The 24,605-nt window shown below is 67.8% G+C and carries 29 protein-coding genes and 1 tRNA gene; 18 read left to right on the forward strand and 12 right to left on the reverse strand.

Features of this window, described 5'->3' with window-relative positions:
- A partial coding sequence (locus QZZ29_RS02310) for a GDP-mannose 4,6-dehydratase (protein ID WP_291381055.1) occupies window positions 1–782 on the reverse strand: 782 nt, incomplete at its 3' end.
- A 42-nt stretch (window positions 783–824) separates the two neighbouring features.
- Complete coding sequence (gene rfbC, locus QZZ29_RS02315; RefSeq protein ID WP_291381056.1) at window positions 825–1,454, reverse strand: dTDP-4-dehydrorhamnose 3,5-epimerase; 630 nt, start codon at window positions 1,452–1,454, stop codon at window positions 825–827.
- 49 nt (window positions 1,455–1,503) lie between these two features.
- Between rfbC and rfbD the strand changes: the two genes are divergently transcribed.
- On the forward strand, window positions 1,504–2,364 hold the full coding sequence (gene rfbD / locus QZZ29_RS02320; protein WP_291381057.1) for a dTDP-4-dehydrorhamnose reductase: 861 nt from the start codon (window positions 1,504–1,506) through the stop codon (window positions 2,362–2,364).
- A gap of 19 nt (window positions 2,365–2,383) precedes the next feature.
- Here the strand turns inward: rfbD and rfbA are convergent, their stop codons facing one another.
- The 3 genes from rfbA to QZZ29_RS02335 are packed head-to-tail and all read right to left on the reverse strand — an operon-like array spanning window position 2,384 to window position 4,541.
- Window positions 2,384–3,253, reverse strand: a complete 870-nt coding sequence (gene rfbA / locus QZZ29_RS02325) for a glucose-1-phosphate thymidylyltransferase RfbA (RefSeq protein WP_291381058.1) — start codon at window positions 3,251–3,253, stop codon at window positions 2,384–2,386.
- Window positions 3,254–3,257: 4 nt separating this feature from the next.
- Window positions 3,258–4,127 (reverse strand): glycosyltransferase family 2 protein, encoded by an 870-nt coding sequence (locus QZZ29_RS02330; RefSeq protein ID WP_291381060.1) that lies wholly within the window; start codon window positions 4,125–4,127, stop codon window positions 3,258–3,260.
- Window positions 4,128–4,166: 39 nt separating this feature from the next.
- Complete coding sequence (locus QZZ29_RS02335) at window positions 4,167–4,541, reverse strand: RNA-binding S4 domain-containing protein (RefSeq protein WP_291381061.1); 375 nt, start codon at window positions 4,539–4,541, stop codon at window positions 4,167–4,169.
- Between the two features lie 35 nt (window positions 4,542–4,576).
- Between QZZ29_RS02335 and QZZ29_RS02340 the strand changes: the two genes are divergently transcribed.
- The gene (locus QZZ29_RS02340) at window positions 4,577–5,212 is read left to right on the forward strand and encodes a hypothetical protein (protein ID WP_291381063.1); all 636 of its coding nucleotides are present in this window, start codon (window positions 4,577–4,579) and stop codon (window positions 5,210–5,212) included.
- Between the two features lie 106 nt (window positions 5,213–5,318).
- On the opposite strand, the gene QZZ29_RS02345 is transcribed toward QZZ29_RS02340, so the two are convergent.
- A tRNA-Leu gene (locus QZZ29_RS02345) sits at window positions 5,319–5,404 on the reverse strand.
- A gap of 55 nt (window positions 5,405–5,459) precedes the next feature.
- Complete coding sequence (locus tag QZZ29_RS02350; RefSeq protein WP_291381065.1) at window positions 5,460–6,299, reverse strand: sigma-70 family RNA polymerase sigma factor; 840 nt, start codon at window positions 6,297–6,299, stop codon at window positions 5,460–5,462.
- Window positions 6,300–6,512: 213 nt separating this feature from the next.
- Between QZZ29_RS02350 and QZZ29_RS02355 the strand changes: the two genes are divergently transcribed.
- From QZZ29_RS02355 to QZZ29_RS02425, 15 genes are all read left to right on the forward strand, one after another.
- Entirely contained in the window at window positions 6,513–7,019 is a 507-nt protein-coding gene (locus QZZ29_RS02355) for a flagellar protein FlgN (RefSeq protein WP_291381067.1), read from the forward strand.
- Between the two features lie 58 nt (window positions 7,020–7,077).
- On the forward strand, window positions 7,078–7,218 hold the full coding sequence (locus QZZ29_RS02360) for a hypothetical protein (protein ID WP_291381068.1): 141 nt from the start codon (window positions 7,078–7,080) through the stop codon (window positions 7,216–7,218).
- 224 nt (window positions 7,219–7,442) lie between these two features.
- A complete protein-coding gene (locus QZZ29_RS02365; protein ID WP_291381070.1) occupies window positions 7,443–8,150 on the forward strand; it encodes a DUF3662 and FHA domain-containing protein in 708 nt (235 codons plus the stop codon).
- Window positions 8,150–8,671, forward strand: coding sequence for an FHA domain-containing protein (locus tag QZZ29_RS02370; RefSeq protein WP_291381072.1), 522 nt, complete (start codon window positions 8,150–8,152; stop codon window positions 8,669–8,671). Before QZZ29_RS02365 ends, QZZ29_RS02370 begins: the two co-directional genes overlap by 1 nt.
- Window position 8,672: 1 nt before the next feature.
- Window positions 8,673–9,866 carry a protein phosphatase 2C domain-containing protein gene (locus QZZ29_RS02375; RefSeq protein WP_291381073.1) on the forward strand — a complete coding sequence of 398 codons (1,194 nt, stop codon included), beginning with the start codon at window positions 8,673–8,675 and terminating at the stop codon, window positions 9,864–9,866.
- Window positions 9,867–9,919: 53 nt separating this feature from the next.
- Window positions 9,920–11,230, forward strand: a complete 1,311-nt coding sequence (locus QZZ29_RS02380) for an FtsW/RodA/SpoVE family cell cycle protein (RefSeq protein WP_291381075.1) — start codon at window positions 9,920–9,922, stop codon at window positions 11,228–11,230.
- The gene (locus QZZ29_RS02385; protein ID WP_291381077.1) at window positions 11,227–12,690 is read left to right on the forward strand and encodes a penicillin-binding transpeptidase domain-containing protein; all 1,464 of its coding nucleotides are present in this window, start codon (window positions 11,227–11,229) and stop codon (window positions 12,688–12,690) included. The genes QZZ29_RS02380 and QZZ29_RS02385 overlap by 4 nt, the downstream gene beginning before the upstream one ends.
- A gap of 3 nt (window positions 12,691–12,693) precedes the next feature.
- Complete coding sequence (locus tag QZZ29_RS02390; protein WP_291381079.1) at window positions 12,694–13,662, forward strand: serine/threonine-protein kinase; 969 nt, start codon at window positions 12,694–12,696, stop codon at window positions 13,660–13,662.
- 58 nt (window positions 13,663–13,720) lie between these two features.
- Entirely contained in the window at window positions 13,721–15,814 is a 2,094-nt protein-coding gene (gene pknB / locus QZZ29_RS02395) for a Stk1 family PASTA domain-containing Ser/Thr kinase (protein ID WP_291381082.1), read from the forward strand.
- A gap of 180 nt (window positions 15,815–15,994) precedes the next feature.
- Window positions 15,995–17,077 (forward strand): polyprenyl synthetase family protein, encoded by a 1,083-nt coding sequence (locus QZZ29_RS02400; protein ID WP_291381084.1) that lies wholly within the window; start codon window positions 15,995–15,997, stop codon window positions 17,075–17,077.
- Entirely contained in the window at window positions 17,074–17,982 is a 909-nt protein-coding gene (locus QZZ29_RS02405) for a phytoene/squalene synthase family protein (protein ID WP_291381086.1), read from the forward strand. The genes QZZ29_RS02400 and QZZ29_RS02405 overlap by 4 nt, the downstream gene beginning before the upstream one ends.
- Complete coding sequence (crtI, locus tag QZZ29_RS02410; RefSeq protein ID WP_291381088.1) at window positions 17,979–19,619, forward strand: phytoene desaturase family protein; 1,641 nt, start codon at window positions 17,979–17,981, stop codon at window positions 19,617–19,619. Before QZZ29_RS02405 ends, crtI begins: the two co-directional genes overlap by 4 nt.
- Entirely contained in the window at window positions 19,616–19,927 is a 312-nt protein-coding gene (locus QZZ29_RS02415; protein ID WP_291381090.1) for a lycopene cyclase domain-containing protein, read from the forward strand. Before crtI ends, QZZ29_RS02415 begins: the two co-directional genes overlap by 4 nt.
- Entirely contained in the window at window positions 19,894–20,229 is a 336-nt protein-coding gene (locus tag QZZ29_RS02420; RefSeq protein ID WP_291381091.1) for a lycopene cyclase domain-containing protein, read from the forward strand. Before QZZ29_RS02415 ends, QZZ29_RS02420 begins: the two co-directional genes overlap by 34 nt.
- Complete coding sequence (locus QZZ29_RS02425; RefSeq protein WP_366478892.1) at window positions 20,226–21,104, forward strand: prenyltransferase; 879 nt, start codon at window positions 20,226–20,228, stop codon at window positions 21,102–21,104. Before QZZ29_RS02420 ends, QZZ29_RS02425 begins: the two co-directional genes overlap by 4 nt.
- Window positions 21,105–21,142: 38 nt before the next feature.
- Here QZZ29_RS02425 and QZZ29_RS02430 read toward each other — a convergent pair whose 3' ends face one another.
- The 3 genes from QZZ29_RS02430 to QZZ29_RS02440 are packed head-to-tail and all read right to left on the reverse strand — an operon-like array spanning window position 21,143 to window position 22,748.
- The gene (locus QZZ29_RS02430; RefSeq protein WP_291381092.1) at window positions 21,143–21,766 is read right to left on the reverse strand and encodes an aminodeoxychorismate/anthranilate synthase component II; all 624 of its coding nucleotides are present in this window, start codon (window positions 21,764–21,766) and stop codon (window positions 21,143–21,145) included.
- Window positions 21,763–21,924: a hypothetical protein gene (locus QZZ29_RS02435; protein WP_291381093.1), complete on the reverse strand. Its 162-nt coding sequence runs from the start codon at window positions 21,922–21,924 to the stop codon at window positions 21,763–21,765. Before QZZ29_RS02435 ends, QZZ29_RS02430 begins: the two co-directional genes overlap by 4 nt.
- Window positions 21,924–22,748, reverse strand: coding sequence for a class E sortase (locus tag QZZ29_RS02440; protein WP_291381094.1), 825 nt, complete (start codon window positions 22,746–22,748; stop codon window positions 21,924–21,926). Before QZZ29_RS02440 ends, QZZ29_RS02435 begins: the two co-directional genes overlap by 1 nt.
- A 145-nt stretch (window positions 22,749–22,893) precedes the next feature.
- Here QZZ29_RS02440 and QZZ29_RS02445 point away from each other — a divergent pair, with 145 nt between their 5' ends.
- Window positions 22,894–23,142, forward strand: a complete 249-nt coding sequence (locus QZZ29_RS02445; RefSeq protein ID WP_291381096.1) for a cell division protein CrgA — start codon at window positions 22,894–22,896, stop codon at window positions 23,140–23,142.
- Between the two features lie 77 nt (window positions 23,143–23,219).
- Here QZZ29_RS02445 and QZZ29_RS02450 read toward each other — a convergent pair whose 3' ends face one another.
- Together QZZ29_RS02450 and QZZ29_RS02455 are read right to left on the reverse strand one after the other, a co-directional pair.
- Window positions 23,220–23,876: a rhomboid family intramembrane serine protease gene (locus QZZ29_RS02450; protein WP_291381097.1), complete on the reverse strand. Its 657-nt coding sequence runs from the start codon at window positions 23,874–23,876 to the stop codon at window positions 23,220–23,222.
- Window positions 23,877–24,015: 139 nt separating this feature from the next.
- Window positions 24,016–24,555: a peptidylprolyl isomerase gene (locus QZZ29_RS02455; RefSeq protein ID WP_291381099.1), complete on the reverse strand. Its 540-nt coding sequence runs from the start codon at window positions 24,553–24,555 to the stop codon at window positions 24,016–24,018.
- Window positions 24,556–24,605 lie beyond the last annotated feature (50 nt).

Here is a 24,605-nt window from a genome sequence, read left to right on the forward strand (position 1 = left end):
TCGGCGGGCTGGCCCATCTGCTCGAGGATCATCTCGATCACGGACTTGTTGTCCATTTCGCCGTCGGCGCCAATGAGGTACGTCTCGCCCGCGCGCCCCTTGTCCACGATGGTCCACACGGCGCGGTTGTGGTCGTCCACGTGAATCCAGTCGCGCACGTTCTCGCCCTTGCCGTACAGCTTGGGGCGGATGCCGTCGAGCACGTTGGTGATCTGACGGGGGATGAACTTCTCGACATGCTGGGCCGGACCGTAGTTGTTGGAGCAGTTGGAGATGGTGGCCTCGACCTGGAACGACCGCACCCACGCGCGCACCAGCAGGTCCGATGCCGCCTTGGAGGACGAGTAAGGGGACGACGGGTTGTACGGCGTCTCTGCCGTGAACTTGGCGGGGTCATCGAGTTCGAGGTCGCCGTAGACCTCGTCGGTGGAGATGTGGTGGAGCTTCCTGCCGTGACGGCGGACCGCCTCGAGCAGCTGGTACGTGCCGATGATGTTGGTCTGCACGAACGGCCATGGGTTGTCGAGGGAATTGTCGTTGTGGCTCTCCGCAGCAAAGTGGATGACCAGATCATGGTCCCTCACCAGGTCGTCCACCAGGTCCGGCTCCGCAACATCGCCCTTGACCAGGGTGACCCGATCGTCGTCCGGTAAGGATGCCGCATTGCCCGCGTACGTGAGGGCGTCGAGGACGGTCATCTCCACGTCGGGACGCTCGTCGAGCGTCAGTCTCACAAAGTTGGAGCCGATAAAGCCGGCGCCGCCAGTGACCAGAGCCTTCATGACAACCTTCCTCGACCTCGCGTTCGCGGGGCCCCAAGAATCCTATGCGGTGGTGCCGTCCGCGAGCCCGTCGACGTAGGCGGCCACGGCGTCGGCCGCGGGAAGCAGGCCCGCCGCGCGAGCCTCAGCGAGCGTGGGGGCGGCTCCGTCCTTGGGCGACAGTCGCGGCGTGAGCGGTTCGCCACCGCGCCCCACGCTGGGCCACTCGATCCCGATGGCCCGGTCCAGGGGGTGCACCTCGTGCTCCCGGCCCGGGGCGTAGGGCGTGGAGCACAGGTACATCACGGTCGAGCCGTCTTCGAGCGACATGAACGCGTGCCCCAGACCTTCGGCAATGTAGATGCCGCGGCGGTCCGCGTCGTCGAGGAGTACCGAGTCCCACTGGCCGAACGTAGGGGAGCCGACGCGAATATCGACCACCACGTCGACGACGGCGCCCTTGACGCACGTCACGTACTTGGCCTGGCCCGGCGGGACGTCCGCAAAGTGGATGCCGCGCAGCACGCCGGCGGCCGACACGGAGCAGTTGACCTGCGCGAGCGAGAAGTCGTGACCCACGGCTTGGGCAAACGGAATGCCCTTGAAGACCTCGAGGAAGAGTCCCCGATCGTCGCCAAAGTGCCGCGTCGTGATCTCCCACGCGCCTGAAATCGCCAGTTCTCGGTACTCCACGGGGCCTCCTTTGCCTCACCTAGCCTAGTAGCGCCGTTAGCCTTGCCGGGTGAACCCCTCCCACGCCCGCATTCTGCTCACCGGCGCGCGCGGCATGCTTGCCGCCGACGTCGCTGACGCCCTCCGCGCCGCCGCCGCGACCGACATGGTCCTCACGGATCGCGACGATCTGGACATCCTCGACGCCGACGCCGTGGCGATCGCCGTCGCCGGGCGGGATCTGGTGATCAACTGCGCGGCGTTCACGGCCGTCGATGCCGCCGAGGACGAGGAGGACGTGGCGTACGCGGTCAACGCCATCGGGCCCAGGAATCTCGCGCGTGCCGCGGCGGCGGCGGGTGCTCGCATGGTGCACATCAGCACCGACTACGTCTTCGCGGGAGACGCTACCGAGCCGTACGCGGAAGATGCGCCGATGAACCCCGTCGGCGCGTATGGGCGCACCAAGGCGGCAGGAGAGGCCGCGGTGCGAGAGTCTGGCGCGGACGCCCTGATCCTGCGCACCGCCTACCTCTACGGGCGGGGCGGGCCGTGCTTCCCCAAGACCATCGCCAAGGCAGGCCGTGAACGGGGGGCCCTGAGCGTGGTTGACGACCAGATCGGCCAGCCGACGTGGACTCGCGACGTGGCGGACTTCATGCTGCGGTTGCTGGCGGCCGATGCGCCCGCCGGCACCTATCACGCGACGTCTGCCGGGCAGTGTTCCTGGTACGACTTCGCCAAGGAAGTCGTCGCGTCGGCCGGGTTAAGGGACATCGTCTCGCCCACCGACTCGAGTGGCTCTGCGCGCAAGGCGCCACGACCCGCGTGGTCGGTCCTTGGCCACACCGCGCATGAGGCACTCGGCATCGAGGGAATTGGCGATTGGCGCGAACGCTGGGCGGTCGCGGCCCAGGAAGTGCTTGCCTGAGCCTTGGTGGGCCCGGCGCCTACTTGCCCTCGTCCAAGACCTTCAGCAGGTACTGCCCGTAGCCGGACTTGGTGAGCTTGTCCGCCCGCTCGCGCAGCTCGTCGTCGCTGAGGAAGCCCTGCCGCCACGCGACCTCTTCGGGGGCGCCGATGCTCATCCCCTGGCGGTGGACGACCGTCTGGACAAACTGGCTGGCGTCGAGCAGCGAGTCGAAGGTTCCGGTGTCCAGCCAGGCGGTGCCGCGCGGCAAGACGCCCACCTGGAGTGTGCCCGCCTCGAGGTAGTGGCGGTTGATGTCGGTGATCTCATACTCGCCGCGCGCGCTCGGCTTGAGGTTGCGGGCAATCTCGATCACGTCGTTGTCGTAAAAGTACAGGCCAGGCACCGCGAAGTGTGACTTGGGGTGGGTGGGCTTCTCTTCGAGTGAGATCGCCGTGCCGGACGCATCGAATTCGACCACCCCGTACGCCGTCGGATCCGCCACCCGGTACGCGAACACGGCCGCACCGTCAACGTCGGCGAATTTCTGCAGCTGCGAGCCCAGCCCGTGGCCGTAGAAGATGTTGTCGCCCAGCACGAGCGCGGCCTTCTCGGAGCCGATGTGGTCGGCGCCAATCGTGAAGGCCTGCGCCAGGCCGTTGGGCTCGGGCTGCTGCGCATACGTGATGGCGATGCCGAATTGGGAACCATCGCCGAGGAGCCGCTCGAATTGCTCGGCGTCGTGAGGGGTGGTGATGATGAGCACGTCTCGAATCCCCGCCAAGATGAGCGTCGACAGGGGGTAATAGATCATCGGCTTGTCGTAGACGGGGACGAGCTGCTTGCTCACGCCCACGGTGATCGGGTGCAGTCGGGTGCCGGAACCGCCGGCCAGGATGATGCCACGCATGGGCCTAGTCTGCCGGAGTTGAGAGCCTTCTGCGCGCGGCGGCCACCTCGGCCCTTTCCCGGGCGGTGAGTCCTGCCGCGACAACGGCCCGCACCGGAGCCTGCCACCAGCGCGGGTAGGCGCTCGCGACATACAGCCGGGCAGAATCGTGGTGCGCCTTGAGCATGGGCGCCGGATCCGAGCGATAGCTGTGCCCGCCCAGGTGGGTCACGACCGCGCGCGGCGTCCACACCTGCCGGAACCCCGCCGCACCAAGGCGCCTGCCCAGGTCCACATCCTCGAAGAACATGAAGTACCGCTCGTCGAAGCCGCCGAGTTTCTCCCACGCCGACCGGCGCACCAGGAAGCACGACCCGGACAGCCAACCGGCGTCGACCTCTCCGCCCAGGGGGTGGAGGTTGAGTCGGTAGCGACGCGTCCAGGGATTGCGCGGCCAGGCCCGCCCCAAGAGTGCGTGTCCCGCACCCAGCATCAGCGTCGGCAACGGGCGTGCGGACGGGTAGGTGGTGCCGTCGATTTCTTGGACCCGCGGGCCCACCGCGCCGATCGTCTCGTCCGATTCGGCGACGGCCAACAGCGCTGCGACCGCGCCCGGCTCGAGCACGATGTCCGCGTTGGACACCAGGATCCACGCGGCGGACCCCTGCAGCGCGCCGATGTTGGCGCCGCCGCCATATCCAGCGTTGCGTCCCGTCTGCACAAACGACACGTCGGCCCAAGCGGCGGCTCGCTGGGCGACGTCGTCACTCGAGGCGTTGTCCACCACTGTCACGCTCGCGACTCCTTCCGCGCCCACCGCGGACTGCAAGAAGGAGGTGATCGTGTCACCGGGGTTATAGGTGACAACCACGACGTCGACGGAGGGACCGGGCATGGAAGTGAGCCTAATCCCGTAGGGGTCTGGGGACCGACGTCAGCCGCGGCCGCGCAGGCGGTCAAGCTGGCGGCGCTCCTTCTTGGTGGGTCGGCCGGCACCTCGGTCGCGCACGGCCGGTGGGGCGACAAACTCGGACGGAGGCGGTGGCGCGGGCGTGTGGTCCGCGTAGGCGGCCGCGGCGGGTTCCGCTCCCACGCGCTTGAGGAGCAACTGGCGGACCTCGACGATCCGGTCGAGCCCGCCCGCACGCACCACCACGCGGTCACCGATCTTGACACGAGTGGCGGGCTTGGCTCGCTCGCCGTTGACGCGCACGTGACCCGCGCGACACGCAGCGGTTGCTTGCGTCCGGCTCTTGTACAACCGGACGGCCCACACCCACGCGTCGACGCGCACGGTACCGGTGGTCATCTCACGAGACTAGGCCCGCCGCGTAGGCTGGGCCGGTGAACACACTCTTGGAAGCCATCGGGTGGATCGGCTCGGCCCTCATCGTGATCTCGCTCATGCAGGCGCGGGTGCTCCGATTCCGCTGGATCAACATGATCGGCTCGATCATCGCGACGTTCTACAACGCGGTGCTCGGCATCTGGCCGTTCGTGGCGATGAACGCCGTGATCGCCGTGATCAGCGCGTATTGGTTGCGACGCCTGTACCGCGAGGCGCAGGAGCCCGGCGGGTACCAAGCGCTTCAGGTGCCGCCCGACGACCCGTTCCTGCAGCACCTTCTCGCCGTGCATGCTGAGGACATCGCCTCGCACCAGCCGGACTTCGTCGCGCAGCCCGGCGACCCCGCCCGATCCACGTTGCTGGTGGTGCGCGGGGACGAGGCGGTGGGCGTGGTGGCCTTGCACGATGCTGGCGGCGGCCAGGGCGTGGTGGAACTCGACTGGGTCAAGCCGCGGTTCCGCGACTTCACGGCGGGCCAGTTTGTCTACCGCGACTCAGGCGCGCTGCCCGAGGCTGGCTTCTCTCGCGTCACCGTCACGCCGCACGGGGCGACCGATACCGAGTACCTCCGCAAGACGGGATTCCGCCTTGAGGGCGACCAGTGGGTGCGGGACCTTAACGCCGCTGCATGACCCGTCTGCCGCGTCCGTGCGGTGCCGGACTCGGTGGACGTGGACAGGAGTGATCGCACCGCGACCGTGGAACGAGAAAGGCCCCCGATCTCTCGGGGGCCCTCTGTGGTGCGCGAGGGGGGATTTGAACCCCCACGCCCTTTCGGACACTGGCACCTGAAGCCAGCGCGTCTGCCGTTCCGCCACTCGCGCGCGCCGGGAAAGCGTAACACGCAGCGTGATCGCCCCACGAATGGTGGTGGGGGGCCTAGCCGACGAGGGCCAGCACCTTGACGGAAGGCGCGAGCGCCGCGCCTGCGCGCGCCTGGGCGGTCCGGGCGGCGATGGCCGCGGAGTACGCCTGGCGGCGGCGTTCAACCACGCTTTCCTTGGGGTCGACCGCCGGGACCGCGTCGGCCTCGAGGTTTGCCTCAAGGCCTTCCTTGAGCAGCCCGAGCGCCTCGCTGCGAATTTGGCTGATGCGAGAGCGGGTCAGGCCCATCTCCTCCGCGAGCTCCACAACGGGGCGGTCGTGAAAGAACAGCTGGTCCACGACATATGCGAGCTTGTCGGGCAGGCAGGCAATGCCGGCCCGAAGGTATTCGATGCGCTCCGCGCTCACCATGGCATCGAGCGGCGCCACCGTCGAGTCGACGATCGCGGCGCCCACGGCACCTTCGAACGCGTCCAACGACAGGACGCGAGTCTCGGCGTCTGCTTGGGCGGTGTGGACCTCATGAACGCTGACGCCCATCGCCTGCGCGATCTCGTCCTTGGTGGGCGTGCGACCGAGGCGGCCGGCGAGCGCGTCCGTCGCCGCTGAAGCGGCACGAGCGCGGCGGCGCACACCCCGTGAGAGCCAATCCATCGACCGAAGCTCGTCGACGAGGGCCCCGCGAACACGCACGGACGCGTATCGGGCAAAGGGGACGCCTTTGGTGTCGTCGAAGGATCGTGCTGCCTTCACCAGCGCCATCGCCCCGGCAGACATCAGGTCAGCACGCGACACGTGCGACGGCACGCGAGCGAGAACCTCGTTCACGCTGTATCCCACCAACGCGAGGTGGGATTCCACCAAGGCGTTCGATCGGTTCATCGCTTCGTTCATGGGGCCAATGTGACTGACGTTTCACCAGCGGACCAGGTGAAAAGTCACACGTGACGCTCGTCACCCACACGAGCGGGAAATATCACACGACACGCGCGTGGGCGCTTTGTCCGTTTTGCGACACGCTGGGTGTGAGGTAGTCCATTCCGTACGCACAGTGCCCTCCACGCGGGTGGCAGGGCACAAAAGTGCGTGCAGGGGGAAAGTTTCTCAGTGAGACTTGTCACATTGTGGTTGTGGCGGCCGATGAGAGTGGTGCTACCGGCCACCTTCGGGCGCAGCGGACACATGGGAGTTGCCTTGGGACTCAATGAACTTTCGACCGTGCTGTGGCGAGAGCGAGAGCTTCTCGAGTCGCTGCTGTTCAAGTTGGAAGAAGAGGAGTTCGTGCTCGCCAGCGGGCGTGCGCGCTGGGTGGGGCGCGCCACGCGTGAGGTCGAAGCGGTCCTCGATCAGGTTCGCGGAATCGAATTGGAACGCGCTGTCGAGGCCGACGACGCCGCTCGGGAAGTGGGCCTCACCCCCGGGGCCTCACTGCAGGAGTTGGCCAGGGCCGCGCCGACGCCATGGAACGACCTGCTGCGCAGCCACCACGTGGCGCTGACGGACATCACGTCACAGATTGACGCGCTTGCCCACTCCAACCGGGATGCGCTGGTGCAGTCGATGCGCGCCACGCAGGATGCGCTCTTGGGGTTCCACAGTGACGCCTCGATGTAATCCGCCGCTCGCGCAGAACACTCACCGTTCGCGCGCGAAGGTCGATAGAAACTGCACGATGAACAATTCGGACGGTGTGGACGACATCGGCCTCGCGGAGACCCTCGTGGAACTCAAGACGCAAGAGGTCGCGTACCAAGGCGCGTTGAGCGCCACCGCACGTGTCATCCAGACGACGCTGCGGGAGTTTCTGCGCTAGACGGGTCGGGGCGTCACACGGTCGTGGCGTCACACCCGCATTCGCCCATCTCAGTCAGGGCATACATGGGCCGACGGCCATCATGACCACCCGCGCGCGGCGGGTCTGAAGTGCCCGCGCCCGCCGAAGAGTCGCTTGAGTTCCGACGTCTGTCCGCGATGTCGCCGGGCCCACTCACGCGGGGCGCTCGGGCCGTGCGTACCTCGCAGGTTACGATTCCACGTATGGGAGTGCTCGATCGCTTCGAAAAAGGCGTCGAGAACGTGATGCAGTCCGCGTTCGCCAAGACGTTCCGTTCCGGCGTGAAGCCGGTGGAACTATCGAGCGCGCTCAAACGCGAATGCGACGCCCGTGCGGCCGTCGTGGACCGGCAACGCACGGTGGTCCCCAATGAATACGTGCTCGCGCTCAGCTCCGTAGATATGGAGTCGTTGCGCGAGTGGGGTGACGCGGCGCTGGCACACGAGTTCGAGGACGCGCTTCACGACCACGCCGACCGCCAGCGCTACAGCTTTGTGGGTCAGGTGGCCGTGCGGTTCGAGGAGGATCCGGACCTTGCGACCGGTCGCTACGCCGTGCGTTCGCGCTCCACCCGCGGGCCCGTGGCCCCCGCAGGCAACCGCGCCCCCAACTCCCGCTACCCGCTGCTCGACATCGATGGCAAGCGCTACCACCTGACGGGCGAGTCCACCGTGCTCGGCCGCGGCACCGAGGCGGACATCGTGGTGGATGACACCGGCGTGAGCCGCCAACACATCCGCCTGGAACGCACCGACTACGGCACCATCGTCACGGACTTGGGATCCACCAATGGCACCTTCGTGGAGGACCAACGCATCCGCGAGGCGACCCTGCTGGACGGCAACGCCATCACGATCGGCCGCACCACCATCCTGTATTGGGACGGCCTGCCGACGGACGAGGAAGCCTGATGAGTCAACTGTCCGTCTCCCTGCTTCGGCTGGGTTTCCTGGTCCTGCTGTGGGCGATGGTGTTGGTCGCCATCGGCGTCTTGCGCTCCGACCTGTATGGCACACGCGTGACGTCGCGCGGCAAGGGCAGGAAGCGCCGCGCCCGCACCGACGGCCGGGCAAACAAGCGGGCCGCGCCGTCTCGGGCGAGCACCGGCGTAAGAACCGGCGCGGTCTCGACCCAGGCGCCAGCAGCCGCTCACCTTGCCATCGTCTCTGGCACGCTCAAGGGCACCACCGTGCCACTGGGTGCCTCTCCCATCCTCATCGGTCGCGCGGCCACCTGCACCGTGGTCATTGAGGACGACTTCCTCTCGGCACGGCACTGCCGCATCTTCCCCGAGGATGGGCGTTGGTTGGTCGAGGATCTCGGCTCCACCAATGGCACTTTCCTGGGAAATCAGAAGGTTGAAGACCCGGTTCCGTTCTCGATCGGCGAGCGCGTGCGTATCGGCGCCACCACACTGGAATTGAGGGCCTGACATGTACCTGACGCTGCGCTTTGCGGCGCGCTCCGATGTGGGGTTGGTGCGTGCCGACAACCAAGACTCTGCATTCGCCGGACCTCATCTGCTGGTGGTCGCCGACGGCATGGGCGGCGCAGCGGGAGGCGACATCGCATCGTCCCTGGCGGTGGGCCGACTGGCCGCCCTCGAGGGTGAGGCCCTTGGACCTGACGAGTCGCTCGACCACCTGAAGGGCGCGATCGCCGACGCCCACGCCGACATCGTGGAACGCGCCCACAACGACCCCGAACTGTCCGGCCTCGGCACCACCGTCACCGCAATCCTGCGCTCCGGCACGACGCTGGCCATGGCGCACATCGGCGACTCCCGCTGCTACCTGCTACGCGACGGCGACCTCGACCAGGTCACCTCCGATCACACCTTTGTGCAGCACCTGGTGGACACCGGCCGCCTGTCCATGGCCGACGCGGAAAACCATCCCAAACGCAACCTGGTGCTACGCGTCCTGGGCGACATCGACGCGGACGTCCCCGTGGATATCTCCGTGCGCGAGGCCAGGCTGGGGGACCGGTGGCTGCTGTGCTCCGACGGGCTGTCCGGGGTGGTGTCCCGCGACACCATTCACCAAACCATGCTTGAGGTCGAGGACGCCGCCGACTGCGCCGACGCCCTGGTGTCGCTCGCGCTCGCGGCCGGCGCGCCGGACAACGTCACGTGCGTGATCGGCGACATCGTCGACATCGACTCCGCCAGCAAGGCCAAGCCCGCGCCCAACCAAATCGTCGGCTCCGCCGCCCGCGACCGCAAGCGCCCTTCCCAGGGCTCTGAATCGTCGGCCGGACGCGCCGCCAAGCTCTCATCGGCCGCCGCCGATGACGACGAGGAGGAGGATCAAGCGGGTCGTTGGTCGCGACTGAAGCCATGGCTGCTGCCCCTGGTCGCCCTGGTCGCCGTCATGGCGGCCCTGTGGGGCTCCTACGCGTGGTCGCAGACCCAGTACTACGTGGGCACTGATGGCGACTCGGTCGCCATCTACCGAGGCATCCCCCAGTCACTCGGCCCCATCAGCCTTCACCACGTGATCGAGTCGACCAGCATCTCCGTCGACTCCCTGGCGCCTTTCCAACGCGAGCGCGTCGACGCGTCGATCCGGACGGGCAAGCTCTCCGAGGCCCGCGCCATCGTCACCTCACTCGAGGGCACCGGCTAGTGGCCACCGTCCTCGAGGTCTCTGTACGCGTCGGGAGACGGTCGGAGGCCGTCTTGTTGGCAATCGCCTGCGCGATCGCCATCGCGGCGCGGGCCTTCGTGGACGCGCATGCGGGCCCAGGCGTCGGCGCCTCGCTGGCCGTGTACGCGATGGCCGTGGTCGCCCTCGCCGCCGCTGCGCACGTGGTGATCCGCCTCAAGGCGCCCGATGCGGATCCGGTGCTGCTGCCCGCCGTCTTCGCCTTGAACGGCCTGGGTCTGGCCATGATCCACCGCATCGACTTCGCGTACCTCGCCCGCGGCCGGGAGACTCACTTTGCGCAGACCCAGACGCTGTGGGCGATCTTGGGGATCGTGGGCGCACTCATCGTGGTGGCCGTGCTTCCTGACCACCGCTTGCTGCGCCGCTATACGTACACCGCGGGCGTGATCGGCCTGGTGGGGCTGCTGCTGCCGCTCGCCCCAGGGATCGGCCGCGAAGTCAACGGCGCGCGCATCTGGGTGGGGCTGTTCGGCCGTTCGCTCCAGCCCGGCGAGTTCGCCAAGATCGCCTTCGTGATCTTCTTTGCCGGCTACCTGGTGTCTCACCGCGACACCCTCGCCCTCGCTGGGCCCAAGGTGCTCGGCATTCGGCTGCCGCGTCCCCGCGACCTCGGCCCGATCCTCGTGGTGTGGGCGGCGGCGCTGCTGGTGCAGATCGCCGAACGCGACCTAGGCGCCTCGCTGCTGTTCTTCGGCCTGTTCGTGGCGATGCTCTACGTGGCGACGCAGCGAATCTCGTGGGTCATCGTCGGCATGGGCCTGTTCTCCGTGGGCGCCGTCATGGCGGGCACCCTGTTCTCTCACGTGGGCGCCCGGTACGACGCCTGGCTGCACGCGCTGGACTCGGACGTGTACGACTCGGGCCGGTCCTATCAACTGGTGCAGGGCCTGTTCGGCATGGCCTCCGGAGGGCTGTTCGGCACCGGTCTGGGTGACGGTTCACCCGCGCTCGTGCCGTACGCGGAGTCCGACTTCATCATGGCGTCGCTCGGCGAGGAGCTTGGCCTGACCGGCTTCATGGCGATCCTCGCCCTCTACCTGGTGGTGGTGCAGCGGGCCCTTCGCGCCGCGATCGGCGTGCGGGACGGCTTTGGAAAGCTGATGGCGGCAGGGCTCGGCTTCGCGATGGCGCTCCAACTCTTTGTGGTGGTGGGGGGAGTGACCCGGGTGATCCCGTTGACCGGTCTCACCACCCCCTTCCTCGCATACGGCGGGTCCTCCATGATCGCGAACTGGCTGGCGATCGCGCTGCTGCTGCGGGTGTCCGACGCGGCGCGCGCGGGCGCGGCAGACGGCGCGCGAGCGACACAGGCGACGCGATGAACGAGCCGATCCGCCGCCTGTCCGTGGTGGTACTCCTGCTGTTCCTGACGCTCATGGTGTCGGCCTCGTGGCTGCAGTTCGCCAAGGCGAGCCAACTGGGAGATGATCCGCGCAACGTCCGCACCCTGTACCGCCAGTTCGGCTCGTTCCGCGGCCCGATCATCGTGGATGGTCAGGCCGTCGTCAGGTCTGTGCCCGTGGACGACCCCTTCAACTACCAGCGCACCTACACGGATGGCCCGCTGTACGCACCCGTGACCGGGTACTACTCGATCGGTCCGGGACGCTCCGGCCTCGAAGCCACCGAGAACAGCCTCCTTAACGGCAGCGCGGACGCCCTGTTCTGGACCCGACTGGGCAACCTCTTCGCCGGCCAGGAGCAGGAAGGCGCGTCGGTCGAACTCACCATTGATGCCACGGTGCAGCGCGCCGCCTACGACGCGATGGGAGGAAACCGCGGGTCAGTGGTGGCGATCGACCCGCGCACCGGCGCGATCCTGGCGATGGTGTCCACGCCCAGCTACGACCCCTCGACGTTGGCGGTCCACTCCTCGTCCGAGGCGAACCGCATCTACTCCTCGCTCGTGGCCGACCAGACCGACCCCCTCATCAACCGCGCCATCGGCGGGGACACGTATGCGCCGGGGTCCACGTTCAAGCTGATCGTCGCCGCGGCGGCCCTCGACTCCGGGTACACCCCGGACACCCTCGTCTACGCCCCTCAAGAACTCGCGTTGCCCGGCACCACCGCCACCATCAAGAACTACGGCGGCGAACGGTGCGGGGCCAGCGACAACATCCCGCTCATCGACGCGCTTCGGGTGTCGTGCAACACCGCCTTCGCGGACCTCGCCATGCGTCTGGGGTGGGGCGTCATCGAACGCACCGCCGCCAAGTTCGGCTGGGAACAATCGCTGAACATTCCCCTCAACGTGACCCCTTCGCGCCTTCCCGATGACCCCAACAACCCCCAGATCGCGCAATCCGGCATCGGCCAATTCGATGTGCGCACCACTCCACTGCAGATGGCGATGGTGGCCGCAGCGATCGCCAACGACGGCGTCCTCATGAAGCCGTACCTGGTTGCGACCGTGCGGGATCCGGACCTCCGGGTCATCGAGCACACGTCGCCCGAGGTGTTCTCCTCCTCGCTCGGCCGCGACACTGCGGGCGCGCTCAACGCGATGATGCAGGCGGTGGTGTCGGACGGCACGGGGCGGAACGCGCAGATCGCGGGCATCACCATTGCGGGCAAGACCGGCACGTCAGAGACCGGCACCGACGCCGCCCCCCACGCCTGGTTCGTCGCGTTTGCCCCCGCCAACGATCCGGTGGTGGCGGTGGCCGTTCTCGTTGAGAATGGTGGAGACCTTGGCAGCGAGGCCACGGGCGGCAAGGTCGCCGCTCCGATTGCCAGAGCCGTCATCCAGGCGGCGATCGACAGCGCGGCGGGGGGGTAGCACATGCAGATGCAGTCGGGGACGACGCTGGGAGGCCGCTATGTGCTGCGGTCCCTGCTCGCGGTGGGCGGCATGGGTGAAGTGTGGCGCGGCGTCGACAGCGAACTCGATCGGCCGGTGGCCGTCAAGGTGCTGAAGGAAGAGGCACAGAACAACGAGACGTTTCTGAAGCGCTTCCGCAACGAGGCCAAGAACGCCGCGGGCCTGATGCACCCCAACATCGCCCAGGTGTTCGACTACGGCGACCAGGCTGGCGCCGCCTACCTGGTGATGGAGTTGGTCGACGGCGAGCCGCTGTCCACCGTGCTCGAGCGCGAACTCACGGTGGACGAACATCGGCTGGTCCGCATGATGATCGGCACCTGCCAAGGCCTTCACGTGGCCCACCAGGCCAAGGTCATGCACCGCGACATCAAGCCCGGCAACCTGCTGATCGAGGGTGAAGACCACGTCAAGATCACCGACTTTGGGGTCTCCCGCAGCCACGACCAAACCACGCTGACCGCCACCGGCATGGTGATGGGCACCGCCCAATACCTCGCCCCCGAACTCGCGCTTGGCAAGCCCGCAACCCCGGCATCGGACCTGTACGCGCTGGGGATCATCGCGTACGAAGCCGTGGTGGGAAAGCGGCCGTTCACGGCGGCGTCGCCGGTGGATATCGCGATCGCACAAGTCAACGAACCCGTCCCTCCGCTGCCCTCGGGCGTGTCGCCCGCGCTGGCGGCGCTCATCATGGACCTGTTGGAGAAGAACCCCAAGCGCAGGCCGAACACCGCCCTGGAACTCGAGGCGATTCTCAGGAAGTTGCGGCTGCCGACCGAGGCGGAACGCTCCGCTCGCGAGCGCGACGTCCCTGGCACCATTCCACCCAAGAGAGGCGGCCAGGCGCCCGGGCGCGCCATGCCGCCGTCGATTGCCCCCGCACGATATCGGCCGCGCCCCGACGCGCCGCCGATTCGCCACACGTAGCGGGGATGCCACAATAAGCGCTAGATAACGTGCCCTCGGGCTACAGGCAAGGAAGATGATGAACGACGAACCACAGCTACTAGCTGGCCGGTATGAGGTTGGCGACCTGATCGGTCGCGGCGGGATGGCCGAGGTCCATATCGGCTACGACACGCGCCTTGGCCGCAACGTCGCCATCAAGATCCTGCGCGCCGACCTGGCGCGTGACCCCTCCTTCCAGACTCGATTCCGCCGTGAGGCTCAGGCCGCGGCTGGCCTCAACCACCCGTCCATCGTCGCGGTCTACGACACCGGCGAGGACCACCGTCGCAACGAGAACGGCGCCGTCCAGGCGGTCCCCTTCATCGTCATGGAGTACGTCGAGGGCCACACGGTCCGCGACATCCTCAAGGGCGACGTGGCCGCGCCCATCGAGGAGGCCGTGGAGATCACCCAGGGCGTGCTGGCCGGCCTCGAATACGCTCACCACGCGGGTCTGGTGCACCGCGACATCAAGCCCGCCAACGTCATGCTCACGCCCACGGGTGCCGTCAAGGTCATGGACTTCGGGATCGCCCGCGCCCTGGCCGACATAGGCCAGACGATGACGCAGACGCAGGCCGTGGTCGGCACCGCCCAGTACCTGTCGCCCGAACAGGCGCGCGGCGAGAATGTCGACGCCCGATCCGACCTGTACTCGACCGGTTGTCTGCTGTTCGAACTGCTGACGGGGCGCCCGCCGTTCATGGGTGACTCTCCCGTCTCGGTCGCGTACCAGCACGTGCGTGAAGAGGCGCCGCGACCCTCCCAGTTCGCGTCGGACGTTCCCCCCGAACTCGACGCGATCGTCGGCAAGGCGCTCCAGAAGGATCGCAATGCGCGGTACTCGTCCGCTCAGGAGTTTTCCGCCGACCTGGAGCGCGCCATGGGTGGCACCCCGTTGCCCACCACCGGCGCCACGCCGGTCGGTTCCGCCGCATGGGGCGGTGGCGCTGCGGGAGTCGCTGCGGCTGGCGCGGCCGCCGGGACGGCCGCCGCCCAGAACGAGGCTTCGCCCGAACGGCCGGGAGGTCCGGACACGGCGGCGACCGCCGTCATGCCGGCGTCATCCGGCTGGGGTTCGGTCATGGGCGGCCCCCCCGGGCCGCCTCCCTCCGTGCGCCCGCCCAGCACCGGCACGATCGTCGCCGATGACGACATGGTGGAGGACAACCCGCGCCGTCGGCTCATGATCCAGATGGGGATCGCCGCCGCCGCCCTGATCGGGCTCATCCTCGTCATCTTCGCCCTGTTCTCGATGTTCAACAACAGCGGCGGTACCCCTGAACCGACGGCCACGCTGGTCACGGTGCCCATTCTCGAGGGCGTCGATCAGGCGACCGCGGAAACGCGCCTGACAGCGCTCGAGCTGCAGCCCGACTTCCAGGAAGAAACCTCCGCCGATATCGCCGCGGGCCTCGTGATTCGCACCGACCCCCCGGCGGGCGAACGGGTGGATCCGGTGACGGATCCCGTGGTGACCGTGTACGTCTCGACCGGACCGCTCGAGGTCACCGTGCCTGTGGTGCGCGGCCTCACCCGCGAAGCCGCGATCACGGAGCTCGAGGACGCGGGCCTGGTGATTAGCACCTTCGAGACCGACCACGATCCCGACATCCAGGCGGACCGTGCCACCAAGACGGAGCCCGCTGCGGGTCAAGTGGTCACGCCCGACGCCGCCATCACCTTGTTCATCTCGGACGGCAAGGTTGAGCTGCCCGAACTGCGCAACGGCACCGAGTCTGCCGCCCAACAGACGCTGGTGGCGCTTGGCCTCATCGTGAATCTGCAGGACGTCGAAACCACCGAGGCCAACCCCGGCACCGTGGTGGAACAGGACCCGCTGCCGGGCCTGGTCGATCAGGGCTCCACCGTCACCATCAAGGTGGCCAAGGCTCCCTCCACCGTCGCGGTTCCCGACGTCGTGGGCAAGACTCAGGCGGAGGCGCAGACTTTGTTGTCCAACGCGGGGCTCAACGTCAAGGTCACGGAAGAGCCCTCCGCCGTGCCGTCGGGCCAGGTGATCTCGCAGAACCCGTCGGCCGGGATCAAGGTCGCCATCGGCACCACCGTGACGATCACGGTGTCGTCCGGCCCGCTCCCGGACAAGACGCCGCCGTCGCCAACCCCCTAGGGGCCGCTGGCCTCGTCTCCGCTGGGAACGGCAGGGACGATGCCCGCGTAGCATGGGTAGCGGAGCGAAGGAGCCGCCCATGCCGTGTTGTGAGCGAGCGTCGCCGGAGGGGGCGGGTGCCAGAGACTTGTCGGCCGCCGCGGGAATGACTACGCCTCCGCGAGCGTCTTATGAGGCACCATGACCGGACTGCTGACTACGGACGCCCTGCAGGAGTTTGTCGCCTCACGCCTCAGCGCGGTGCAGGCCACGCTCGATGACCACGTCATCGCGGCCACCGCCGAGTTGCCCCACGCGGGCCCCGACTACCGCAATCTGTGGCAGACGCTTGGCAACCAGTTCGGCGGAGGCAAGAACCTGCGCCCCTCCTTCACGCTCGCCGCCTACGCGGGATTGGGCGGCGAGGACGACGACGCGATCCTGCCCGTGGCCGCGGCCATGGAGATGCTTCACATTGCGATGCTGGTTCACGACGACGTGCTCGACCACGACGAGGTGCGCCGCGGACGGCCGAATGTCGCCGGCACCCGCCGAGCGGAGCTCGTGGGCTCGCGACTGAGTCCCACCCAAGTGGACGACCACGTGATGGCGGCCGCACTGCTGGGCGGCGACCTCGCGTTGGCCTCCGCATACGACCTGATCTCTCGGGCGCCCCTGCCCGCGCACCATCGGCTTGCATGCCTCGATCTCATCACTCGCGCGATCCGCACCACGATCGCGGGCGAACTGCTCGACATGTACGGCGACCTGATCGACCCGGCCAACGCTAACTCGCTGCTGGTGGCGGAACTCAAGACCGCGACCTACTCGTGCGTGGTGCCGTTGCGCGCGGGAGCCCAACTCGCAGGCGCGGACCCCACGATGGTCAGCCACATGGAGCGACTGGGGGCGTCCCTCGGCCTGTCATTCCAGTTAGTGGATGATGACCTGGGCGTCTTCGGTGACCCTGAGGTGACCGGCAAGTCGGTGCTTTCCGACTTGCGCGCCGGCAAGCGCACCGAGTTGATGCGCCTGGGGTTCCACACCACGGACGACGCTGGGCGAGAACTCTTGAACTCGGCGATCGGCAATCCGGATCTCGACGAGGACGGTGCGGCAGCGGTGCGACAGGTGCTCATCGATTCGGGGGCACGCGCCCGCGCGCTCAAGGTCGCGCGTCAGCACGCCCGCACCGCACGACGCATCGCGTCCGAGCGGATCTCCGCACCGCTGTCCGGCTACCTCATCGGCTTGATCGACTCGCTCGAAGAGCGTTCCTCATGAAACGCCCGACCGCAGGTGCCGGAGGCCGCGTCCACCACGACAACCAGACCTCACTGAGCCTCTATGACGAAACTGCTCAAGCGGCGGCGGCGGCGGTGTTGGACAAGTACTCGACCTCTTTCGGAGCGGGGACCCGGCTGCTCGGCCGCCACATGCGCACCCACATTCGCTCGATCTATGCGATGGTGCGGGTCGCGGACGAGATCGTGGACACCTACCGGGGGGAGGATGCCCGCGCCATGCTCGACGGCTTCGAGCACGAGGTTCACGCCGCGCTCGACAGCGCGTTCAGCGCCAACCTGGTGGCCCACGCCTTCGCACTGAGCGCCCGTCAGGTGGGCATCGGCCGGGATCTCACCGAACCGTTCTTCGCCTCGATGCGCAGGGACCTGGACACCACCAAGCACACGCAAGCCAGCTTCGACCGCTACGTGTACGGCTCCGCCGAGGTGATCGGGGAGATGTGCCTCGCCGTGTTCCTCAACACGCAGACCGGGCCCCGCGAGCTGCCCGCACAGGTGCGCGAGGGCGCTCGCCGCCTCGGCGCCGCGTATCAGAAGGTCAATTTTCTGCGTGACCTCGCCATGGATGACGGCGAGCTGGGCCGCTCGTACTTTCCGGGCGTGACCGCCGCAAACCTCGACGACGCGATGCTCGCCACCCTGGTGGACGACTGTCGCGCCGACATCCGGGCGGCCGAGGCGTGCCTGCCCGCACTGCCGCGCCGCGCGCGCATCGGCGTCACCACCACCGTCGACATCTACTCGCGGCTGCTTCGCCGCATCGAGCGAATCCCGGCGCAGAAGCTGTGTAGCACCCGCATCCGCGTGGCCAACCCCATCAAGGCCGCGTATGCCTTCCGCAACGCGTGTCCAGGCATCAGCGCGACCAGGAGGGTCGCATGACCGAGCCCGCGTCTCGCGGCCCGCGCATCGTCATCATTGGCGGCGGCATTGGCGGACTCGCCACGGCAGGACTGCTGGCCCGCGGCGGCGCGCAGGTCACCTTGCTGGAGCGTCATGCGGGCGTGGGCGGTCGCGCGGGACTGTGGGAGCACGACGGCTACACGTGGGACACGGGGCCCTCCTGGTACCTGATGCGGGAGGCGTTCGACCAGTACTTCGCGCTCATGGGCACGTCGACCGACGCGCAGCTCGACCTGATCGACCTGGACCCCCGCTACCGCGTCTTCTACGAGTCGGACGACGTCGACGGCGCGGGCGAGGTGCTCGACGTGGTGGCGGACCCCGAGGCTAACTACGCGCGCTTCAACGAGATGTCACCCGGCGAAGGCGACGCGATGCGTCGCTATGCGAAGGAATCCCGAGGGCTCTACCAGCTCGCGCTCGACAGGTTCCTTTACACCACCTTCGAGCGCGTCGACAAGGTGCCCAACGCATCCGTGATGCGTCAGTTGCCGAGGCTCGCCTCACTGCTCACCCGCTCCCTGGGCGCCAAGGTCGCGAGCCGCGTCCACGACGAACGCCTGCGCAAGATCCTGAGCTTCCATGCGGTGTTCCTTGGCTCCTCGCCGTCGCGCGCGCCGTCGCTGTTCTCGCTGATGAGCCATCTCGACCTGACCGACGGCGTGCGCTACCCGCGCGGCGGCATGTACCAGGTGATTCGCGCGATCGAGTCGCTCGCGGTGGCCGAGGGGGTCGACATCAGGACCCGAGCCGACGTCACGCGCATCCTGGTGGGTGACAACGGGCTCGCCCACGGCGTGGAACTCGCGAGCGGCGAGGTGATCGACGCCGACGCCGTGGTCTCCGGCGCGGACATGCACCACACCGAGACGGCGCTCCTGGAACCCCAGCACCAATGGCAGCCCGAGCGCCGCTGGGCCAAGCGTCAGCCGGGCATCAGCGCGCTGCTCGTGTACGCGGGCGTGCGCGGCGAGCTTCCGGAACTCGCGCACCACAGCCTGTTCTTCTCACGCGACTGGGAGGCCAACTTCGCGGCCATCGTGGGCACCGGCGAGTTGAAACCCCCCTTCCCTGCGTCGGTGTACGTCTCGCGCGTGACGGCCACCCAGCCCGACGCGGCGCCCGCTGGCCACGAGAATCTCTCCATGCTGGTGCCGTTCCCCGCGGACCCAGCGCTGGGCGCAACGCCTGCCAGCCGCGCCCAGCTCGAGCAGTACGCCTGGCGCTACCTCGACCAAGTGGCGGCATGGGCATCGATCCCGGATCTTCGCGAGCGCACCACTTTGTACCGGGTGACGGCGCCAGCCGACTTCGCCACCGAACTGAGCACGTGGCGCGGCTCCGCACTCGGCCTCGAGCACACGGTGCGTCAGTCGGCGGTCTTCCGCCCTGGCAACGTGTCTCGCAAGGTCCCCAACCTCCTGTACGTCGGCTCCTCGACCGTTCCCGGCATCGGCATGCCGATCTGCCTCATCTCGGCCGAGCTGGTCGCCAAGCGGCTGCTTGGCGCCACGACCGTGTCGCCCCTGCCCACCCCCGCGCCGCCCGGGTTCCTGGCGCGTTCGGTGCGCAAGGGCGTGCTGGGAGATATCGCGCGCAAGGCGGGCAAGGCGTGAGCCTTGCGTACCTGGGGGCGCTGCTGGTGAGCATCGCCGGCCTCGGCCTCCTGGACAGGCGTTACCGCGTTGCCGTGTTCGCGCAGCCGCGACGCGCCCTCGCGACCCTCGGCATCGGCGTGGCGGTGTTTCTGGCCTGGGACATCGTGGGAGTGGGTCTTGGGATCTTCTTTCGCGGCGGCGCGGAATACATGACCGGGGTGCAGCTGGCGCCTGAGGTCCCGCTGGAGGAACTGTTCTTCCTGATCCTGCTCACCTACCAGACGCTGCTGCTGTGGCGCGCGGCGAGCGGGCGGCGCGTGCCGTGACCTACCTGGTGCTTTCGCTCACGGTGCTCGCCATCATCGCGGCCGCGACGGTGCCGACGCTGCGCAGGCTTCCGCTGCCTCCGCTGCTGGTGACGGCGCTGGTGCTGCTCGCGCTCACGGCGGTGTTCGACAACGTCATCGTGGGCCTCGACCTGGTGGCGTACGACGACGCGAAGATTCTGGGAATCCGCGTGCCGATCGCGCCGATCGAGGACTTCTCGTACACGCTGGGCGCCGTGATGCTGGTGCCGGCGCTGTGGACGTGGCTTGGCCGCGCCGACACGAAGGGGGGCGGCGAGTGATCGGCAGCATCGTGCGCGCCTCCCGCCCCGTGAGCTGGATCAACACCGCCTACCCCTTTGCCGCCGGATACTTCATGGTGGAGGGTCGCGTCGACGCCCTGCTGATCGTGGGCACCCTGTTCTTCCTGGTCCCCTACAACCTGCTCATGTACGGCGTGAACGATGTCTTCGACTACGAGTCCGACCTGCTCAACCCCCGCAAGGGCGGCATCGAGGGCGATGTGGTACGCAATCGGGAGCGGGCCCGCACGGTGCATCGCGGGATCATCGCGGCGTCCGCGCTGACCGTGGCACCCATGATGGCGTGGCTCATCGTGCAGGGGACGCGCGAGTCGGCGATCACGCTGGCGGTGGTGGTCTTCGCGGTGGTGGCCTACTCGGCGCCGGTGCTGCGCTTCAAGGAGCGCCCGTTCCTTGACTCGTTCACGTCCGCGGTGCACTTTGCGGGGCCGCTCGTGTATGCGCTGGTGTTGACCGGGGCCGGGCTGACGGCGCGCGGGGTGTGGCCCATCTGGGTGGCGTTCCTCGCGTGGGGCATGGCGAGCCATGCCTTTGGGGCCGTGCAAGACGTGCGCGCCGACCGCGAGGGCGGGATCGCTTCGGTGGGCACCGTGATGGGAGCCCGAGTCACCACGTGGTTCGCCTTGCTCATGTACACGGCCGCGAGCGCGGTGTTGCTCGTCTTGCCGTGGCCCGGGGTGCTTGCGACCGTACTGCCGCTCGCGTACGTGGCCTCGGTCGCGCGTTTCGCGCGCATCACGGATGAGACGTGCGAGGACGCGAACCGTGGTTGGCGGACGTTCCTGTGGCTGAATCAGCCGGTGGGGTTCCTGGTCACGATGCTGTTGATCGTCAGCGCCAACGGCTGGCTGTAGCGTCCCGCGCGGCGCGCGAAACTGCCCCCGTCGCCACGCTACTGGCGCACGAGTGGAGACAGTCCCGCAGACCGGCCGACGGGGTCCGGCATTCCGCACACCTCGAGCCAGTTGGCCAACAGTCGATGGCCGCCTTCGGTGAGCACCGACTCGGGGTGGAACTGCACGCCGTGAAGCGGAAGTTCGCGGTGCCGCAGCCCCATGATGATCCCGTTGGCCGTGGTCGCGGTCACCTCAAGCTCCGGCGGAACTGTGGGGTTTTCGACGGCGAGCGAGTGGTAACGCGTCGCGGTGAACGGCGATGGCAGTCCCGCCAGCACGGAGCCGCCCTCGTGCGACACGAGCGAGGTCTTGCCGTGCATGAGCTCGGGCGCATGGGAGACCACGCCGCCGAACACTTCGGCGAGTGCTTGGTGGCCGAGGCACACGCCCAGCATGGGCACGCCCGTCGCCGCGCACGCCCGAATCACATCCATCGACGCGCCCGCGTCGGCTGGAGTTCCGGGCCCCGGCGAGACCAGCACGCCGTCAAAGGATGAGATCACCGCGAAGTCGACGGCGTCGTTGCGCACCACCACGGTCTCGGCACCCATCTGCCGCAAGTACCCCACGATCGTGTACACGAACGAGTCGTAGTTGTCGATGACCAGAATGCGTGTCATCCGTCGGTCACCGTCTGATCTTGGAAGGGCAGCAGGGCGGATACCGCCGGGAACACCCACTCGAACAGCGCCAACACCACAATGGCGAGGGTCAGAACGGCGACGATGGTCCGCGTCCAGACCGGTCCCGGCAGGTGCCTCCAGATCCAGGCGTACATCAGGCTCCCTCCACAATCTCGCTCGGATAGCCCTGCCCCGCGGGCGCCCAATACTCGAGTTCGCCGTGCACGATGTAGCGCTGTGCGGCGGAATACCTCGGGTGGCAGGTCGTCAGGGTGATTGACGCAACCGTTGGCGTCACCCCCGGCTGGTTGGGGGTGGGCGCGATGACGGCCGTATCGGTCGGCCTCACGATCTTTGTGCTCGTCACTGTGTAGACGTACCACGCGGCATCGGTCTGCACCACGAGTGCGTCGCCCACCTGGAGCGTCTGGATGTCCGTGAAGGGCTTTCCGTAGGTGGTCCGATGTCCCGCGATCGCAAAGTTGCCCACCTCTCCCGGCATGGCGGTGTCGGGGTAGTGGCCGATGCCCAAGGGGTCGAGCACTCGGGATCGACTGATGCCTTGCGACACGGGTTTGACATAGTCGTAGCCCCACCGCGGGACGTGTAGCGCACCAAACGTGGTGGCCTCCCTCTGGCTGCCCAGGACAGGTGCGCCGCTCGGCGAGTACACCTTGACCGCCTCGGGGATCAGCGCGACGACGGCGGGTGCATCGGGCTGCGCGGTCGTGACCGTGCCGGTGGACGCCTCGACGCGGGGCATCTCGGGGAACGCCAACTCATCGAGCGCCGCGGCCTGAGTCCGGCCCGACTGGACGTCCGTGTAGAACAGTTGCCACACCACGAACAGGCCGAGAATCACGCCCGCGGTGATGAGGATCTCGCCCGCGACGGCCAGCGCCTGGTCGATGGCGCGACGAGCCGGGCGAACTGTCGGTCTGACGTCGGGGCCGACGTTTGGGGGCGATTGCAGAGTCATAGCGGTTCTAGGGTACGTGACTCCGGCGGGCGTGACGGCTCCCAGGGTGCACCGCGATGGTGAGGCACGCGGCCGAGCCCGGTACGCTGGGGCGGAATCGGTCGCCACGCGCGACCGCGCCACCCCACATCGTCAGGAGGGCACAGTGGCCGTCTCGAAGAAGCGCAATAAGTCCAACGCCGTGAAGGTACCGCGTAGCGCCACCAAGCCGCAGTCCGACAACCCTAAGTGGCTCGTACCCACGTTCTCCACCTTGCTGTTGGTGGGCCTGGTGTGGATTCTCGTGTACTACATTTCCCGCGGCACGTACCCGTTCGCGATCGGCAACGTCAACATCTTCATCGGCTTTGCGATGCTGCTGGCCGCGATGGGATTGCTGACTCGCTGGAAGTAGTGCTCGGGCTGGCCCTGAGTTACACGGCTGTAGTTCTCCCCAGAGATTTCCACAGTCGGTGGAGAACTACACCACTGTCATTTCCTCTGTGAGGTCGAGGCTCGACCGAAGGGGGACTGTCCCGCGAGGCGCAACATCGTCACCATGGTCAGCGTGCCGATCACGAGACCGCCGATGTGCCCCTCCCACGAGATGCTCGGCAAGAAGAAGCCGACCGCCAGCCAGATCCCTGCCGTAGCGGCCATGCTCTGCCACGGCAACTTGAGCTTGTACAACAGCAGTCCATACGCGCCAAACAATCCGAAGACGGCGCCCGATGCGCCGATATGGAGCGAGTTCGGTGCGGCCAACGCCTGGATGGCCGCGGACCCGCCCAGAAGTGACAGCCCGTAGAGCAACCCGAACCTCAAGCGGCCCATGACGCGCTCGAGTTCGCTACCGAATTGGTACAGCACGAACATGTTCAGGCCGATGTGCCACAAGCCGCCGTGCACAAAGCCGGAGGTGACCCACCGCCACGGCTCTTGGTCGGACGCCGCTGGCCACAGGCCCCACGTTGTCTGCCAGCGGTACAAACCCGCGCCGATGCCGTACACGTAGAAGGCCACATTCGCGGCGATGATGCCGAGAGTGACATACGGACGTCCGGGAGCGCGCGGAAAGCCGAGTCCGGTGCGAGAGGTGCGCGCGGCTTGGTTCGCGGCGCGCACACAGTCGACGCACAGCACTCCCACGGGAGCCGGCACCTGGCATTGCGGACAGACGGGACGCTCGCACCGCTGGCACCGCACGTAACTCACGCGGTCGGGGTGCCGAGGGCACACAGGGGGTGCCTGACCGGCCGCGCCCTGCGTCGGCTCGCTCACGTACCGACTACTCCTCGATCGAGACGCCCGTGACCATCACGTCGTCCACAGGGCGGTCGCCTGCGCCCACCGGCGTGGTCGCGATCTTGTCGACCACGGCCCTTGACTCATCGTCCAAGACCTTGCCAAAGATGGTGTGCGCACCCGTCAGGTGCGGGGTGGGGCTCACGGTGATGAAGAACTGTGAACCGTTGGTGCCGCCCGGCTTGCCGGTGATGGGGTTCAGGCGCTTGCCCGCGTTGGCCATGGCGAGCAGGTAGGGCTCGTTGAAGGCGAGTTCCGGGTGGATCTCGTCGTCAAACGTGTAGCCGGGGCCTCCCGTGCCGGTGCCGAGCGGGCAGCCGCCCTGGATCATGAAACCGTCGATGACGCGGTGGAACACGAGCCCGTCGTAAAATGGCTCGTTGCTCGGTGTACCCGTCATCGGGTCCTTCCACTCCTTGGAGCCGGAAGCGAGGCCCGTGAAGTTAGCGACGGTCACGGGGGCGTGGTTCGGGAACAATTCGATGCGAATGTCACCCGCGGTGGTCTGCAGCGTTGCGATCATTCGGCCATTGTGTCACGCGCCTCGGGGCACATTTGGGCTGGTGCGGCCCT

It is taken from the genome of Demequina sp. (genome assembly GCF_016278765.1).
In the GTDB taxonomy this organism is placed as follows: Bacteria; Actinomycetota; Actinomycetes; order Actinomycetales; family Demequinaceae; genus Demequina.

What these genes read in the sequence shown, in the direction of transcription:
- rfbA (WP_291381058.1), bottom strand. Translation starts at nt 3,253, where the DNA reads ATGCGTGGCATCATCCTGGCCGGCGGTTCCGGCACCCGACTGCACCCG.
- QZZ29_RS02330 (WP_291381060.1), bottom strand. Translation starts at nt 4,127, where the DNA reads ATGCCCGGTCCCTCCGTCGACGTCGTGGTTGTCACCTATAACCCCGGT.
- QZZ29_RS02335 (WP_291381061.1), bottom strand. Translation starts at nt 4,541, where the DNA reads ATGACCACCGGTACCGTGCGCGTCGACGCGTGGGTGTGGGCCGTCCGG.
- QZZ29_RS02350 (WP_291381065.1), bottom strand. Translation starts at nt 6,299, where the DNA reads ATGAACGAAGCGATGAACCGATCGAACGCCTTGGTGGAATCCCACCTC.
- QZZ29_RS02360 (WP_291381068.1), top strand. Translation starts at nt 7,078, where the DNA reads ATGAACAATTCGGACGGTGTGGACGACATCGGCCTCGCGGAGACCCTC.
- QZZ29_RS02365 (WP_291381070.1), top strand. Translation starts at nt 7,443, where the DNA reads ATGGGAGTGCTCGATCGCTTCGAAAAAGGCGTCGAGAACGTGATGCAG.
- QZZ29_RS02370 (WP_291381072.1), top strand. Translation starts at nt 8,150, where the DNA reads ATGAGTCAACTGTCCGTCTCCCTGCTTCGGCTGGGTTTCCTGGTCCTG.
- QZZ29_RS02375 (WP_291381073.1), top strand. Translation starts at nt 8,673, where the DNA reads ATGTACCTGACGCTGCGCTTTGCGGCGCGCTCCGATGTGGGGTTGGTG.
- QZZ29_RS02385 (WP_291381077.1), top strand. Translation starts at nt 11,227, where the DNA reads ATGAACGAGCCGATCCGCCGCCTGTCCGTGGTGGTACTCCTGCTGTTC.
- QZZ29_RS02390 (WP_291381079.1), top strand. Translation starts at nt 12,694, where the DNA reads ATGCAGATGCAGTCGGGGACGACGCTGGGAGGCCGCTATGTGCTGCGG.
- pknB (WP_291381082.1), top strand. Translation starts at nt 13,721, where the DNA reads ATGAACGACGAACCACAGCTACTAGCTGGCCGGTATGAGGTTGGCGAC.
- QZZ29_RS02400 (WP_291381084.1), top strand. Translation starts at nt 15,995, where the DNA reads ATGACCGGACTGCTGACTACGGACGCCCTGCAGGAGTTTGTCGCCTCA.
- QZZ29_RS02405 (WP_291381086.1), top strand. Translation starts at nt 17,074, where the DNA reads ATGAAACGCCCGACCGCAGGTGCCGGAGGCCGCGTCCACCACGACAAC.
- crtI (WP_291381088.1), top strand. Translation starts at nt 17,979, where the DNA reads ATGACCGAGCCCGCGTCTCGCGGCCCGCGCATCGTCATCATTGGCGGC.
- QZZ29_RS02430 (WP_291381092.1), bottom strand. Translation starts at nt 21,766, where the DNA reads ATGACACGCATTCTGGTCATCGACAACTACGACTCGTTCGTGTACACG.
- QZZ29_RS02435 (WP_291381093.1), bottom strand. Translation starts at nt 21,924, where the DNA reads ATGTACGCCTGGATCTGGAGGCACCTGCCGGGACCGGTCTGGACGCGG.
- QZZ29_RS02440 (WP_291381094.1), bottom strand. Translation starts at nt 22,748, where the DNA reads ATGACTCTGCAATCGCCCCCAAACGTCGGCCCCGACGTCAGACCGACA.
- QZZ29_RS02455 (WP_291381099.1), bottom strand. Translation starts at nt 24,555, where the DNA reads ATGATCGCAACGCTGCAGACCACCGCGGGTGACATTCGCATCGAATTG.